The 12609-nt window shown below is 69.1% G+C and carries 12 protein-coding genes; 11 read left to right on the top strand and 1 reads right to left on the bottom strand.

The window, feature by feature from the left end; translation table 11 throughout:
- Positions 1–122 precede the first annotated feature (122 nt).
- On the bottom strand, positions 123–965 hold the full coding sequence (locus ACFYYH_RS12750) for a C40 family peptidase (protein WP_388549493.1): 843 nt from the start codon (positions 963–965) through the stop codon (positions 123–125).
- An 814-nt stretch (positions 966–1779) separates the two neighbouring features.
- On the opposite strand from ACFYYH_RS12750, the gene ACFYYH_RS12745 reads away from it, so the two are divergent.
- The 11 genes from ACFYYH_RS12745 to nuoK are packed head-to-tail and all read left to right on the top strand — an operon-like array spanning position 1780 to position 12600.
- Positions 1780–2139, top strand: coding sequence for an NADH-quinone oxidoreductase subunit A (locus ACFYYH_RS12745; RefSeq protein WP_046505070.1), 360 nt, complete (start codon positions 1780–1782; stop codon positions 2137–2139).
- Positions 2140–2158: 19 nt separating this feature from the next.
- Complete coding sequence (locus ACFYYH_RS12740; RefSeq protein WP_066948586.1) at positions 2159–2713, top strand: NADH-quinone oxidoreductase subunit B family protein; 555 nt, start codon at positions 2159–2161, stop codon at positions 2711–2713.
- Positions 2710–3432: an NADH-quinone oxidoreductase subunit C gene (locus tag ACFYYH_RS12735; protein ID WP_388549490.1), complete on the top strand. Its 723-nt coding sequence runs from the start codon at positions 2710–2712 to the stop codon at positions 3430–3432. Before ACFYYH_RS12740 ends, ACFYYH_RS12735 begins: the two co-directional genes overlap by 4 nt.
- Positions 3432–4766: an NADH-quinone oxidoreductase subunit D gene (locus tag ACFYYH_RS12730; protein ID WP_388549488.1), complete on the top strand. Its 1335-nt coding sequence runs from the start codon at positions 3432–3434 to the stop codon at positions 4764–4766. The genes ACFYYH_RS12735 and ACFYYH_RS12730 overlap by 1 nt, the downstream gene beginning before the upstream one ends.
- Positions 4767–4801: 35 nt before the next feature.
- Positions 4802–5617 (top strand): NADH-quinone oxidoreductase subunit NuoE, encoded by an 816-nt coding sequence (nuoE, locus tag ACFYYH_RS12725; RefSeq protein ID WP_388549703.1) that lies wholly within the window; start codon positions 4802–4804, stop codon positions 5615–5617.
- The gene (gene nuoF, locus ACFYYH_RS12720; protein WP_388549486.1) at positions 5617–6972 is read left to right on the top strand and encodes an NADH-quinone oxidoreductase subunit NuoF; all 1356 of its coding nucleotides are present in this window, start codon (positions 5617–5619) and stop codon (positions 6970–6972) included. Before nuoE ends, nuoF begins: the two co-directional genes overlap by 1 nt.
- Positions 6969–9464 carry an NADH-quinone oxidoreductase subunit G gene (locus tag ACFYYH_RS12715; RefSeq protein WP_388549483.1) on the top strand — a complete coding sequence of 832 codons (2496 nt, stop codon included), beginning with the start codon at positions 6969–6971 and terminating at the stop codon, positions 9462–9464. Before nuoF ends, ACFYYH_RS12715 begins: the two co-directional genes overlap by 4 nt.
- On the top strand, positions 9461–10861 hold the full coding sequence (gene nuoH / locus ACFYYH_RS12710; protein ID WP_388549481.1) for an NADH-quinone oxidoreductase subunit NuoH: 1401 nt from the start codon (positions 9461–9463) through the stop codon (positions 10859–10861). The genes ACFYYH_RS12715 and nuoH overlap by 4 nt, the downstream gene beginning before the upstream one ends.
- Complete coding sequence (nuoI, locus tag ACFYYH_RS12705) at positions 10854–11459, top strand: NADH-quinone oxidoreductase subunit NuoI (RefSeq protein WP_388549479.1); 606 nt, start codon at positions 10854–10856, stop codon at positions 11457–11459. Before nuoH ends, nuoI begins: the two co-directional genes overlap by 8 nt.
- The gene (locus ACFYYH_RS12700) at positions 11456–12304 is read left to right on the top strand and encodes an NADH-quinone oxidoreductase subunit J (RefSeq protein ID WP_388549478.1); all 849 of its coding nucleotides are present in this window, start codon (positions 11456–11458) and stop codon (positions 12302–12304) included. The genes nuoI and ACFYYH_RS12700 overlap by 4 nt, the downstream gene beginning before the upstream one ends.
- Positions 12301–12600 carry an NADH-quinone oxidoreductase subunit NuoK gene (nuoK, locus tag ACFYYH_RS12695; RefSeq protein WP_388549476.1) on the top strand — a complete coding sequence of 100 codons (300 nt, stop codon included), beginning with the start codon at positions 12301–12303 and terminating at the stop codon, positions 12598–12600. Before ACFYYH_RS12700 ends, nuoK begins: the two co-directional genes overlap by 4 nt.
- Positions 12601–12609 lie beyond the last annotated feature (9 nt).

Genomic DNA, 12609 nt, shown 5'->3' with positions numbered 1-12609 from the left:
CGGCGAGGTGACTCGGTCCACCCGGATCGGAAACAGAGAGCGATCGCGGATTCCGGGACGGCGAGGGCCCGCATCCCCCCGAGCGGGGTGCGGGCCCTCGGTAACACCTATCAGGCCGGGCGTCAGAGGACGCGGACCGCGCCGCTCGGCGGGTCCCAGTCCAGGGACTTCTGGACGACGCCGGAGCTGGGGTTCTGCGCGCCGATGAACTCGCCGCCGCCCACATAGATCGCGGTGTGGTACGCGCTGCCCGCGCCGCCCCAGTAGAGGATGTCCCCCGGCTGGAGGTTGCTCAGGGAGACCTGGGTGCCGGCCGTGGACTGGTCGCCCGAGACACGCGGCAGGTCGACGCCGATCTGCCGGTACGCGGCCTGCACCAGACCGGAGCAGTCCCACGCGTTGGGGCCCGTGGAGCCCATCACATACGCGTCACCGAGCTGGGCCTGCGCGAACGCGATGACCGAGGCGGCGGAGCCGGTGGCCTGCGTGGTGGCCTTCTTGGCGGTACCGGCGACCGTGCCGGAGCCCGAGTCGCTGCTCCCGGACGCGGTGGCGAGCGTGGTGCGCTCGGCCGTACGGGACGCCCGTGCGGCGGCCTCCGCCGCCTTGGCGCGGGCGGCGGCCTCGGCCTTCTCCTTGGCCTCGGCCCGGCGCTCCGCCTCGGCCCTGGCCTTCTTGGCGGCCTGCGCGGCCTTGGTGGCGGCGGCGTTCTCCTCGGCGTTGAGTTCGAGGTTGAACGCGACCCTCTGGGTGGCCTCCGCCGACTGTGCGACGGTGCCGGCGAGCCCGGACGTGAGCGTGGGCATTTCGATGGTCTCGGTCACCGGCTCGGCGTTCGCCGGCCCGGCGGCGCCGGCCACCGCGATCGTGCTGAGGACGCCACCGGCAACCCCGGCGCGAAGGGCGACCTTCGACGCGCTGCGGCGGGGTTTCCGGTGGCTGGGTATGTGAGCGGTGTGGGACATGGGTACACCGCTATCAGGAGTGACCAGGTTGCCGTCAAGCATCGTGTGTTGCGCCACAGTTACGTCCGGAATATTTGAATCCGCTTACTTGTCACCCTTATTGACGCCGTAACGGGCAAAACGGGCATCGATGATCATGGCCTTGATCATGGACTTTCAAGGAAAGGTCCGAATTGCCCACCACTTACCACCCCTTCACACTCATGGCCAAGCCCGCTTCTCCGGGGGGTTGAGTGAAGTGGTACAGGTCACAGGATGGTCACCACCCGGCAGTCGAAATGATCACGGAGGCCGACCGGGGCGTTCGCACGGGTGAATCGGGGGTGCGCCGAGGGTGAAGCCGGGGCGGGGTGACGGACGGACCGGTGCGCCGCGACGCCGTCCCGCCCGCTCGTGAACGCGCGCACGTGTCCACCTCGGTCCTCGCGATCCCCTCGCCCGGGTGAGCCCCGGCCCCTTACCACTCCTGGCCGTCCCAGGGCCAATTTGCCTGTACGGTGCATCCCTTGATAGAGCCATGCGGCTCCCACCAGCGGAAACGGGCTCGGATGTCACATCTGGTGATGGCCCGGCCGCTTCGCGTATGAAGATCACCGCTCATCCGACTTCATGATCGTTCGTCAGGTGGTGGAGATCACAAAGGTGTTGCCGCACCCCGTGTCGCAGATCACAGACCACCAGGCATAGGATGCGGGGCAGTCGGGCTTGTGAACTGCCTCACATGTACGCGATCTTCAGTGATCGGGGTTGGGGCGGCGAGGTGAATGCCCGGTGCGGTCCAACGGTCAAGGACGACTGGAAGGAGCTGAGGAGCGTGAATTCCTACGCGCCGATCCTCGCGCTCGGCGCCCTCGGGGCTGGGTTTGCGATCTTCTCCGTGGTCATGGCCACGCTTATCGGCCCAAAACGGTACAACCGGGCGAAGCTTGAGGCGTACGAGTGTGGCATCGAGCCCACGCCCACGCCGGCCGGAGGCGGCCGTTTCCCCATCAAGTACTACCTGACGGCGATGCTCTTCATCGTCTTCGACATCGAGATCGTCTTCCTTTACCCCTGGGCCGTCACCTTCGACGCGCTGGGGATTTTCGGGCTCGTGGAGATGCTGCTCTTCGTGCTCACCGTCTTCGTCGCCTACGCCTATGTGTGGCGGCGCGGCGGCCTAGAATGGGACTAAAGGGGCCAAGGGGGCACCAATGGGACTCGAAGAGAAGCTGCCGAGCGGTTTTCTGCTCACCACCGTCGAGCAGGCATCGGGCTGGGTGCGGAAGTCGTCCGTCTTCCCCGCCACCTTCGGCCTCGCCTGCTGCGCCATCGAGATGATGACGACCGGCGCCGGCCGTTACGACCTGGCGCGGTTCGGCATGGAGGTCTTCCGCGGTTCGCCGCGACAGGCCGATCTGATGATCGTGGCCGGACGGGTGAGCCAGAAGATGGCGCCCGTCCTGAGGCAGGTCTATGACCAGATGCCCAATCCCAAGTGGGTGATCTCCATGGGGGTTTGTGCGTCTTCGGGCGGGATGTTCAATAATTACGCGATTGTCCAGGGTGTTGATCACATTGTCCCTGTTGACATCTATTTGCCCGGCTGCCCGCCGCGCCCCGAGATGCTGATGGACGCCATCCTCAAGCTTCACCAGAAGATCCAGGGCTCCAAGCTCGGGGTCAACGCGGAGGAAGCGGCCCGTGAGGCGGAGGAAGCGGCTCTCAAGGCGCTCCCGACGATCGAGATGAAGGGCCTGCTGCGGTGAGCGACGAGCAGCAATCCGGAAATAACGTTCCGTCCCCCCGTGACGACACCGGTGAGGTCATCGGTGTCCGGAAGGGCATGTTCGGCGCCAACAACGGCGGCGACACCTCCGGGTACGGCGGTCTCGTACGGACCGTGACGCTGCCCGGTGCCTCGGCCCGGCCGTACGGCGGCCCCGGCGGTGTCTTCGACGAGATCGCCGACGAACTCGAAGGCGCGCTGGAGGAGCAGGGACTCGTCCCCGAGAACGCCATCGAGAAGACGGTGGTCGACCGCGACGAGATCACCTTCCACATCGCCCGGGAACACCTCGTACAGGTGGCACGCACGCTCCGTGACGACCCCGCGCTCCGCTTCGAGCTGTGCACCGGGGTCTCGGGCGTCCACTTCCCCGGTGACAAGGGCCGTGAGCTGCACGCCGTCTACCATCTGCGCTCGCTCACCCACGGCCGGCTGATCCGGCTGGAGGTCTCCGCCCCCGACGCCGACCCGCATGTCCCGTCCCTGGTCGCGGTCTATCCGACCAACGACTGGCACGAGCGCGAGACGTACGACTTCTTCGGCCTGATCTTCGACGGCCATCCCGCGCTGACCCGGATCATGATGCCGGACGACTGGCAGGGCTTCCCGCAGCGCAAGGACTATCCCCTCGGCGGCATCCCCGTCGAGTACAAGGGCGCCCAGATCCCGGCTCCGGACCAGCGGAGGTCGTACTCCTGATGTCTGCTCCCCACGAAACCCCGCACGCCACGGCCCGCGCGACCACCGAGGGCACGGTCTACACCGTCACCGGCGGCGACTGGGACGAGGTCGTCCAGTCCGCCGCCAAGGCGGACGACGAGCGGATCGTCGTCAACATGGGTCCCCAGCACCCCTCCACCCACGGGGTGCTCCGGCTGATCCTGGAGATCGAGGGCGAGACCGTCACCGAGGCCCGCTGCGGCATCGGCTATCTGCACACGGGGATCGAGAAGAACCTCGAATTCCGCAACTGGACGCAGGGCACCACCTTCGTCACGCGCATGGACTACCTGACGTCGTTCTTCAACGAGACGGCGTACTGCCTGGGCGTGGAGAAGCTGCTCGGCATCGAGGACGACATCCCGGACCGCGCCACGCTTCTGCGGGTCCTGCTGATGGAGCTGAACCGGCTCTCCTCGCACCTGGTCTGTATCGCCACCGGCGGTATGGAGCTGGGCGCGACCACGATCATGATCTACGGATTCCGCGATCGTGAACTGATTCTCGACGCCTATGAGCTGATCACCGGCCTGCGCATGAACCACGCGTTCATCCGGCCCGGCGGACTCGCCCAGGATCTGCCCCCGGGCGCCGTCGACCGGCTGCGCGAGCTGGTCAAGACCCTGCGGAAGAACCTGCCGGAGTACGACAAGCTCGCCACCGGCAACCCGATCTTCAAGGCCCGCATGCAGGACGTCGGCTATCTCGACCTGGCCGGCAGCATGGCGCTCGGCGCCACCGGCCCGATCCTGCGCTCCGCCGGGCTCCCGCACGATCTGCGCAGGTCGGACCCGTACTGCGGATACGAGACCTTCGAGTTCGACGTCCCGACCGCCGACTCGTGCGACGCGTACGGCCGCTTCCTCATCCGGCTGGAGGAGATGCGCCAGTCGCTCCGGATCGTCGAACAGTGTCTGGACCGGCTGGAGCCGGGCCCGGTCATGGTCGCCGACAAGAAGATCGCCTGGCCCGCGCAGCTCGCACTCGGTCCCGACGGTCTGGGCAACTCGCTCGACCACATCAAGAACATCATGGGCACCTCCATGGAGGCTCTGATCCATCACTTCAAGCTGGTGACGGAGGGCTTCCGGGTGCCGCCGGGACAGGCGTACGCCGCCGTCGAGTCGCCCAAGGGCGAGCTGGGCGCGCATGTCGTCTCCGACGGGGGCACCCGCCCCTACCGGGTCCACTTCCGCGACCCGTCGTTCACCAATCTCCAGGCCATGGCGGCCATGTGCGAGGGCGGCCAGGTCGCCGACGTCATCGTCGCCGTCGCGTCCATCGACCCCGTGATGGGAGGCGTCGACCGGTGACAGCCACACCGCCCAATTCCGAGGTCAGCCTGGGCATGCCCCAGCTCCCCGCCCCCGACTACCCGGCCGAGGTACGGGCCAGGCTGGAGGCGGACGCCAAGGAGATCATCGCCCGCTACCCCGGATCGCGCTCCGCGCTGCTCCCCCTGCTGCATCTCGTGCAGTCGGAGGAGGGGTACGTGTCCCGTACGGGCATGGCCTTCTGCGCCGAGCTGCTCGAACTCACCACCGCCGAGGTCACGGCCGTCGCGACCTTCTACTCCATGTACCGGCGCAAGCCGGGCGGCGACTACCAGGTCGGCGTCTGTACGAACACGCTCTGCGCGGTGATGGGCGGCGACGCCATCTTCGACGAGCTGAAGGAGCACCTCGGCGTCGGCAACGACGAGACGACCGAGGACGGCAAGGTCACCCTCGAACACATCGAGTGCAACGCGGCCTGCGACTTCGCGCCCGTGGTGATGGTCAACTGGGAGTTCTTCGACAACCAGACGCCCGACAGCGCCAAGCGGCTCGTCGACGATCTCCGGGACGGCCGCCCCGTCGAGCCCACCCGGGGCGCGCCCCTGTGCACCTACCGGCAGACCGCGCGCATCCTCGCCGGCTTCCCCGACGAGCGCCCCGGCGCCGTCGAGGCCACCGGCGGCGCCGGTCCCGCGTCACTGATCGGTCTGCGGCTGGCCAAGGGCGAGGGGCCCCGGCCGCGCGTGGTCCGGCCGCGTGACTCGGAGGGCCCGCGGGACGCGCCGCAGCCCGGCGCGCAGCACCTCAGTTCGCACGACGCACCGCAGCAGACGTCGGCCTCCGACCCCGCGCACCCGGCCGGACCCGCCGCTGAGGAGGGGGAGTGATGACCATGACAGCCGAGCTGGACGAGAACGGGACGAGTCCCGAGAAGCTCCTCGCACCCGTTCTGTCCGCCTTCTGGGACCAGCCGGAATCCTGGACCCTGGCCACCTACGAGCGGCACGACGGGTACGAGGGGCTGAAGAAGGCCCTCGCGATGGCGCCCGACGACCTCATCGCGTACGTCAGGGAGTCGGGTCTGCGCGGACGGGGCGGCGCGGGCTTCCCCACCGGGATGAAGTGGCAGTTCATTCCGCAGGGCGACGGCAAGCCGCACTACCTCGTCGTCAACGCGGACGAGTCGGAACCGGGCACCTGCAAGGACATCCCCCTCCTCTTCGCCAATCCGCACTCCCTCATCGAGGGAATCGTGATCGCCTGCTACGCGATCCGCTCGCAGCACGCCTTCATCTATCTGCGCGGCGAGGTCGTCCCCGTTCTGCGCAGGCTGCACGAAGCCGTCCGCGAGGCCTACGCGGCGGGCTATCTCGGCAAGAACATCCTGGGCAGCGGCCTCGATCTCGATGTCACCGTGCACGCCGGCGCCGGCGCGTACATCTGCGGCGAGGAGACCGCGCTGCTCGACTCGCTGGAGGGCCGTCGCGGCCAGCCCCGGCTGCGTCCCCCCTTCCCGGCGGTCGCCGGTCTGTACGCCTGCCCCACCGTGGTGAACAACGTCGAGTCCATCGCCTCTGTTCCCGCGATCCTGAACCGCGGCAAGGACTGGTTCAGGTCCATGGGCAGCGAGAAGTCCCCGGGCTTCACGCTCTACTCCCTCAGCGGGCATGTCACCAACCCCGGCCAGTACGAGGGCCCCCTCGGCCTCACCCTGCGCCAGCTCCTCGACATGGGCGGCGGTATCCGCAAGGGCCACCGGCTCAAGTTCTGGACGCCCGGCGGCTCGTCGACCCCGATGTTCACCGACGAGCACCTCGACGTCCCGCTGGACTACGAGGGGGTGGGCGCCGCGGGCTCCATGCTCGGTACGAAGGCACTCCAGTGCTTCGACGAGACCACCTGCGTCGTACGCGCCGTCACCCGCTGGACCGAGTTCTACGCCCACGAGTCCTGCGGCAAGTGCACGCCCTGCCGCGAGGGCACGTACTGGCTGGTCCAGTTGCTGCGCGACATCGAGGCGGGCAAGGGCCAGATGTCCGATCTCGACAAGCTCAACGACATCGCCGACAACATCAACGGCAAGTCGTTCTGCGCGCTCGGCGACGGCGCCGCCGCCCCGATCTTCTCCTCGCTCAAGTACTTCCGCGGGGAGTACGAGCAGCACATCACCGGCAAGGGCTGCCCCCTCGACCCGTCCAGGTCGACCGCCTGGGCCGACAACCACCTGGAGGTGAACGCATGACCGTCACAACGTCGGCCGCCAACTCCGGGAGCGGTGAGGCCCCGGTCCCGCCCGAGGACCTCGTCTCGCTGACGATCGACGGCATCGAGATCTCCGTCCCCAAGGGGACCCTGGTGATCCGCGCCGCCGAACTGCTCGGCATCGAGATCCCGCGCTTCTGCGACCATCCGCTCCTCGACCCGGCCGGCGCCTGCCGGCAGTGCATCGTCGAGGTCGAGGGCCAGCGCAAGCCGATGGCCTCCTGCACCATCACCTGCACCGACGGCATGGTCGTCAGGTCGCAGCTCACCTCGCCGGTCGCCGAGAAGGCCCAGCGCGGGGTGATGGAGCTGCTGCTCATCAACCATCCGCTGGACTGCCCGGTCTGCGACAAGGGCGGCGAGTGCCCCCTCCAGAACCAGGCGATGCAGGTCGGCGAACCGGACACCCGCTTCGAGGGCAGGAAGCGCACCTTCGAGAAGCCCGTCCCGATCTCCACCCAGGTGCTGCTCGACCGTGAGCGGTGTGTGCTCTGCGCCCGCTGCACCCGGTTCTCCAACCAGATCGCGGGCGACCCGATGATCGAGCTGCTGGAGCGCGGCGCGCTCCAGCAGGTAGGCACCGGCGAGGGCGACCCCTTCGAGTCGTACTTCTCCGGCAACACCATCCAGATCTGTCCGGTCGGCGCGCTGACTTCGGCGGCGTACCGCTTCCGCTCCCGCCCGTTCGACCTGGTGTCCTCGCCGAGCGTCTGCGAGCACTGCGCGGGCGGCTGCGCGACCCGTACCGACCACCGGCGGGGCAAGGTCATGCGGCGCCTGGCGGCGGACGACCCCGAGGTCAACGAGGAGTGGATCTGCGACAAGGGGCGGTTCGGCTTCCGTTACGCGCAGAAGCCCGACCGGCTCACCACCCCGCTGGTACGGAACGCGGACGGCGTCCTCGAACCGGCGAGCTGGCCCGAGGCGCTGGAGGCCGCCGCCCGCGGTCTGGGCGCCGCGCGCGGCCGGGCGGGTGTGCTGGCGGGCGGCCGGCTCACCGTCGAGGACGCGTACGCGTACGCCAAGTTCGCCCGGGTCGCCCTCGACACGAACGACATCGACTTCCGCGCGCGCGTGCACAGCGCCGAGGAGGCCGACTTCCTCGCCGCCCATGTCGCGGGACGCGGCCGGGACCTGGACGGTACGGGACTCACCTACTCCACCCTGGAGAAGGCCCCGACGGTCCTGCTGGTGGGCTTCGAGTCCGAGGAGGAGGCGCCCGGCGTCTTCCTGCGGCTGCGCAAGGCGCACCGCAAGCACGGCCAGCGCACCTTCTCGCTCGCCACGCACGCCACCCGCGGTCTGGAGAAGGCCGGGGGCACGCTGCTTCCGGCCGCTCCCGGCACCGAGACCGAGTGGCTCGACGCGCTCACGTCCGCCACCGGGCTGGACGGGGAGGGTGCCCGCGCCGCCGAGGCGCTGCGGGAACCCGGCGCGGTGATCATCGTCGGCGAGCGGCTGGCGGCCGTGCCCGGCGGGCTCACGGCCGCGGCGCGCGCCTCCACCGCGACCGGCGCCCGGCTGGTGTGGATCCCCCGGCGGGCCGGCGAGCGCGGCGCGATCGAGGCGGGCGCGCTCCCGTCGCTGCTGCCCGGCGGCAGGCCCGCCACCGACTCGCGGGCACGCGAGGAGACCGCGGCGGTCTGGGGCGTACGGGAACTCCCGCACCACTACGGCCGCGACACCGGCCAGATCGTCGAGGCCGCCGCCACCGGCGAACTGGGCGCCCTGGTCGTCGCGGGTGTCGAGGTCGCGGACCTGCCCGACCCGGCGGGCGCGCTGGCCGCGCTGGACGCGGTCGGCTTCCTGGTCTCCCTGGAGCTGCGGCCCAGCGAGGTCACCGAGCGGGCGGACGTGGTCTTCCCGGTCGCGGCCGTCGCCGAGAAGCCGGGCACCTTCCTCACCTGGGAGGGCCGGGCGCGGACGTTCGAGGCCTCGCTCAAGCCCGAGCAGATGACCCGGCGCCTCGCGCCCAGCGACGCGCGGGTGCTGCACATGCTCGCGGACGCGATGGACACGCACTTCGCGCTGCCGGACCTCAGGGCCGTACGCGCGGAACTCGACCGGCTCGGCGGCTGGGAGGGGACACGCGCCACCGAACCGCTGGAGTCGTCCCGTCCGGTGCCGCGCCCCGGTGACGGCGAGGCGGTCCTCGCGGGCCACCGGCTGCTGCTCGACCAGGGCAGGCTCCAGGAGGGCGACGAGGCGCTGGCGGGCACCCGCCATGCCGCGGTCGCCCGGCTCTCCGCCACGACGGCCGCCGAGACGGGCGTCAAGAACGGCGACGAACTGGCCGTCACCGGGCCCGCGGGCACGGTCACTCTGCCGCTGCTGGTGACGGAGATGCCCGACCGGGTCGTGTGGCTGCCGCTGAACTCCACGGGCGGCGGTGTCCTCGCGGACACCGGGTCACGCCCCGGCACGCTGGTCCGCATCGGCCCGGCCAACCCGGCACCGGAGGTGCGCGCATGACCGCCCTGGCCCACTTCGCGGCGGCTCCGCAGACGGTTCTCGCGGCCGAGGACCTGTCGATGTTCGGCCGCGATCCGTGGTGGCTCGTGGCCGTCAAGGCCGTCTTCTGCTTCGCGTTCCTGATGGTGACCGTGCTCTTCTCCATCGTGTGGGAGCGCAAGGTCGTCGCCTGGATGCAGTTGCGCATCGGACCCAACCGGCACGGCCCCTGGGGCATGCTCCAGTCGCTCGCCGACGGCATCAAGCTGATGCTCAAGGAAGACGTGATCGTCAAGCGCGCGGACAAGGTCGTCTATGTCCTCGCGCCGATCATCGCCGCGGTGCCGGCCTTCATGGCGATCGCCGTGATCCCGTTCGGACCGGCCGGCAACGAGGTCTCGATCTTCGGCCACCGCACCACGATGCAGCTCACCGACCTGCCGATCGCGATGCTCTACATCCTCGCCGTCGCCTCGGTCGGGATCTACGGCATCGTCCTCGCGGGCTGGTCGTCGGGCTCGACCTATCCGCTGCTCGGCGGACTGCGCTCGTGCGCGCAGATGATCTCGTACGAGATCGCCATGGGCGCCGCGTTCGCCTCGGTCTTCCTCTACTCGGGGTCGATGTCGACCTCGGCGATCGTCGAGGCGCAGGCCGACCGCTGGTACATCATCCTGCTGCCGGTCTCCTTCATCATCTACATCGTCACGATGGTGGGCGAGACCAACCGCGCCCCCTTCGACATGCCCGAGTCCGAGGGCGACCTGGTCGGCGGCTTCAACACCGAGTACTCGTCGATCAAGTTCGCGATGTTCATGCTCGCCGAGTACGTCAACATGGTCACCGTCTCGGCCGTCGCGACCACCCTCTTCCTCGGCGGCTGGCGTGCCCCGTGGCCCATCTCGACGTTCTGGGAGGGCGCGAACCACGGCTGGTGGCCGATGCTCTGGTTCGTTCTCAAGGTGCAGCTCCTGCTCTTCTTCTTCATCTGGCTGCGCGGCACCCTGCCCCGGGTCCGCTACGACCAGCTCATGAAGCTCGGCTGGAAGGTCCTGATCCCGGTCTCGGTGGTCTGGCTGATGCTCGTCGCGACCGTACGGGCGCTGCGCAACGAGAACTACGACTTCCAGTCGATCGTGCTGTACGTCGGCGGGGCGGTCATCACGCTGCTGCTGCTCTCGTTCCTCGTGGACATCTTCCGCGACAAGCAGGAGAAGGCCGCGGCGGCGAGAGAGCCCGAGCCGCCGGCCTTCGACCCGATGGCGGGCGGATTCCCCGTACCACCGCTGCCCGGACAGACGCTGCCACCCGTACCGCGCAGGCGGCCGCGGCGTGAGCGCGAACTGATTGTCAGTGGTGGGGCCAATACTGTGAGTGACGGTACCGAGAGTGACGGAAAGGAGGCTGACGGTGTCTGACTCCTCGCACGGGGACATCCCCCGTCCTCCCCGGAATCCGGTGGCCGGCTTCGGCGTGACCTTCAAGGCCATGTTCAAGAAGCGGCTGACCGAGCAGTATCCGGAACAGCAGAAGGTGACGGCTCCGCGCTTCCACGGCCGGCACCAGCTCAACCGGCATCCCGACGGCCTGGAGAAGTGCATCGGCTGCGAGCTGTGCGCCTGGGCCTGCCCGGCGGACGCGATCTATGTGGAAGGCGCGGACAACACCGAGGAGGAGCGCTACTCCCCGGGTGAGCGGTACGGCCGCGTCTACCAGATCAACTACGCGCGCTGCATCCTCTGCGGCCTGTGCATCGAGGCGTGCCCGACCCGGGCGCTCACGATGACGAACGACTTCGAGCTGGCCGACAGCTCCCGCGAGAACCTGATCTACACGAAGGAGCAGCTCCTCGCGGGGCTGGAGGAGGGCATGGTCGAGTCACCGCACTCGATCTTCCCCGGCACGGACGAGCAGGACTACTACCGGGGGCTGGTCACCGAGGCCGCGCCCGGCACGGTCCGGCAGGCCGCGGTGAGCAAGGGCGAGACACCGTCCGGCGAGGGGGCCGGCGCATGAGCACGCTTGCCGCCTCCGCCGGTTCGCTGGCGACGTTCACCTCCGCGGCCTCCACCACCTCGACCGGTGAGGCCGTCCAGTTCTGGGTTCTCGGCACCGTCGCGGTGATCGGCGCGCTCTGTACGATCCTGATGAAGAAAGCCGTGCACAGCGCGCTGAGCCTCGCCGGGACGATGATCGTCCTGGCGGTCTTCTATCTGGCCAACGGGGCGTACTTCCTGGGCGTCGTCCAGATCATCGTCTACACCGGCGCGATCATGATGCTGTTCCTCTTCGTGGTCATGCTGGTCGGTGTCACGGCCGCCGACTCCCTCAAGGAGACGCTCAAGGGCCAGCGGTGGCTGGCCGCCCTGTGCGGGCTGGGCTTCGGTGTGCTGCTGATCGCGGGCATCGGCAACGCCTCGCTGGACTCCTTCACGGGGCTCGGCCAGGCCAACGCCGGCGGCAATGTCGAGGGACTGGCCGCCCTGCTCTTCACCAAGTACGTCTTCGCGTTCGAGATCACCGGCGCGCTGCTGATCACCGCGTCGGTCGGCGCGATGCTGCTGACGCACCGGGAGCGCACCGAACGCGCCAAGACGCAGCGGGAGATGGCCGAGGAGCGGGTGCGCGCCGGCACACAGCTCCCGCCGCTGCCCGCGCCCGGTGTCTACGCCCGGCACAACGCGGTGGACATCGCCGGGCTCCTGCCCGACGGCACCCCCTCCGAGCTGACGGTCAACAAGACGCTGAAGGACCGGGGCCAGATCCGCGACGTGTCGAACGAGGCCATCGCGGACCTGAAGGCGCTGGAGCGGCGTTCCGCGGAGCGGCTCGGCCGCGACGAGGAGGAGGTCAACTCGTGAACCCGGTCTACTACCTCTATCTCGCCTCTCTGCTCTTCACCATCGGCGCCGCCGGTGTGCTGATCCGGCGGAACGCGATCGTGGTCTTCATGTGTATCGAGCTGATGCTCAACGCCTGCAATCTCGCGTTCGTGACCTTCTCCCGGATGCACGGCAATCTCGACGGCCAGATCATCGCCTTCTTCACCATGGTCGTCGCAGCCGCGGAGGTCGTGGTCGGGCTGGCGATCATCGTGTCCGTGTTCCGTTCCCGCCACTCGGCCTCGGTCGACGACGCCAGCCTGATGAAGCTCTGAGGGGTCGCT

Origin of the sequence: Streptomyces sp. NPDC002018, from assembly GCF_042890865.1 — a bacterium.
Lineage (GTDB): Bacteria > Actinomycetota > Actinomycetes > Streptomycetales > Streptomycetaceae > Streptomyces.
Note: the sequence above shows the minus strand (reverse complement) of the source record. Positions and strands in the feature narration are given on the sequence as shown.

Excerpts from the sequence above, each read along its gene's own strand:
- nuoE (WP_388549703.1), top strand. The coding sequence starts at position 4,802 with ATGCCCCAGCTCCCCGCCCCCGACTACCCGGCCGAGGTACGGGCCAGG.
- nuoF (WP_388549486.1), top strand. The coding sequence starts at position 5,617 with ATGACCATGACAGCCGAGCTGGACGAGAACGGGACGAGTCCCGAGAAG.
- nuoH (WP_388549481.1), top strand. The coding sequence starts at position 9,461 with ATGACCGCCCTGGCCCACTTCGCGGCGGCTCCGCAGACGGTTCTCGCG.
- ACFYYH_RS12740 (WP_066948586.1), top strand. The coding sequence starts at position 2,159 with ATGGGACTCGAAGAGAAGCTGCCGAGCGGTTTTCTGCTCACCACCGTC.
- ACFYYH_RS12750 (WP_388549493.1), bottom strand. The coding sequence starts at position 965 with ATGTCCCACACCGCTCACATACCCAGCCACCGGAAACCCCGCCGCAGC.
- ACFYYH_RS12715 (WP_388549483.1), top strand. The coding sequence starts at position 6,969 with ATGACCGTCACAACGTCGGCCGCCAACTCCGGGAGCGGTGAGGCCCCG.
- ACFYYH_RS12700 (WP_388549478.1), top strand. The coding sequence starts at position 11,456 with ATGAGCACGCTTGCCGCCTCCGCCGGTTCGCTGGCGACGTTCACCTCC.
- ACFYYH_RS12730 (WP_388549488.1), top strand. The coding sequence starts at position 3,432 with ATGTCTGCTCCCCACGAAACCCCGCACGCCACGGCCCGCGCGACCACC.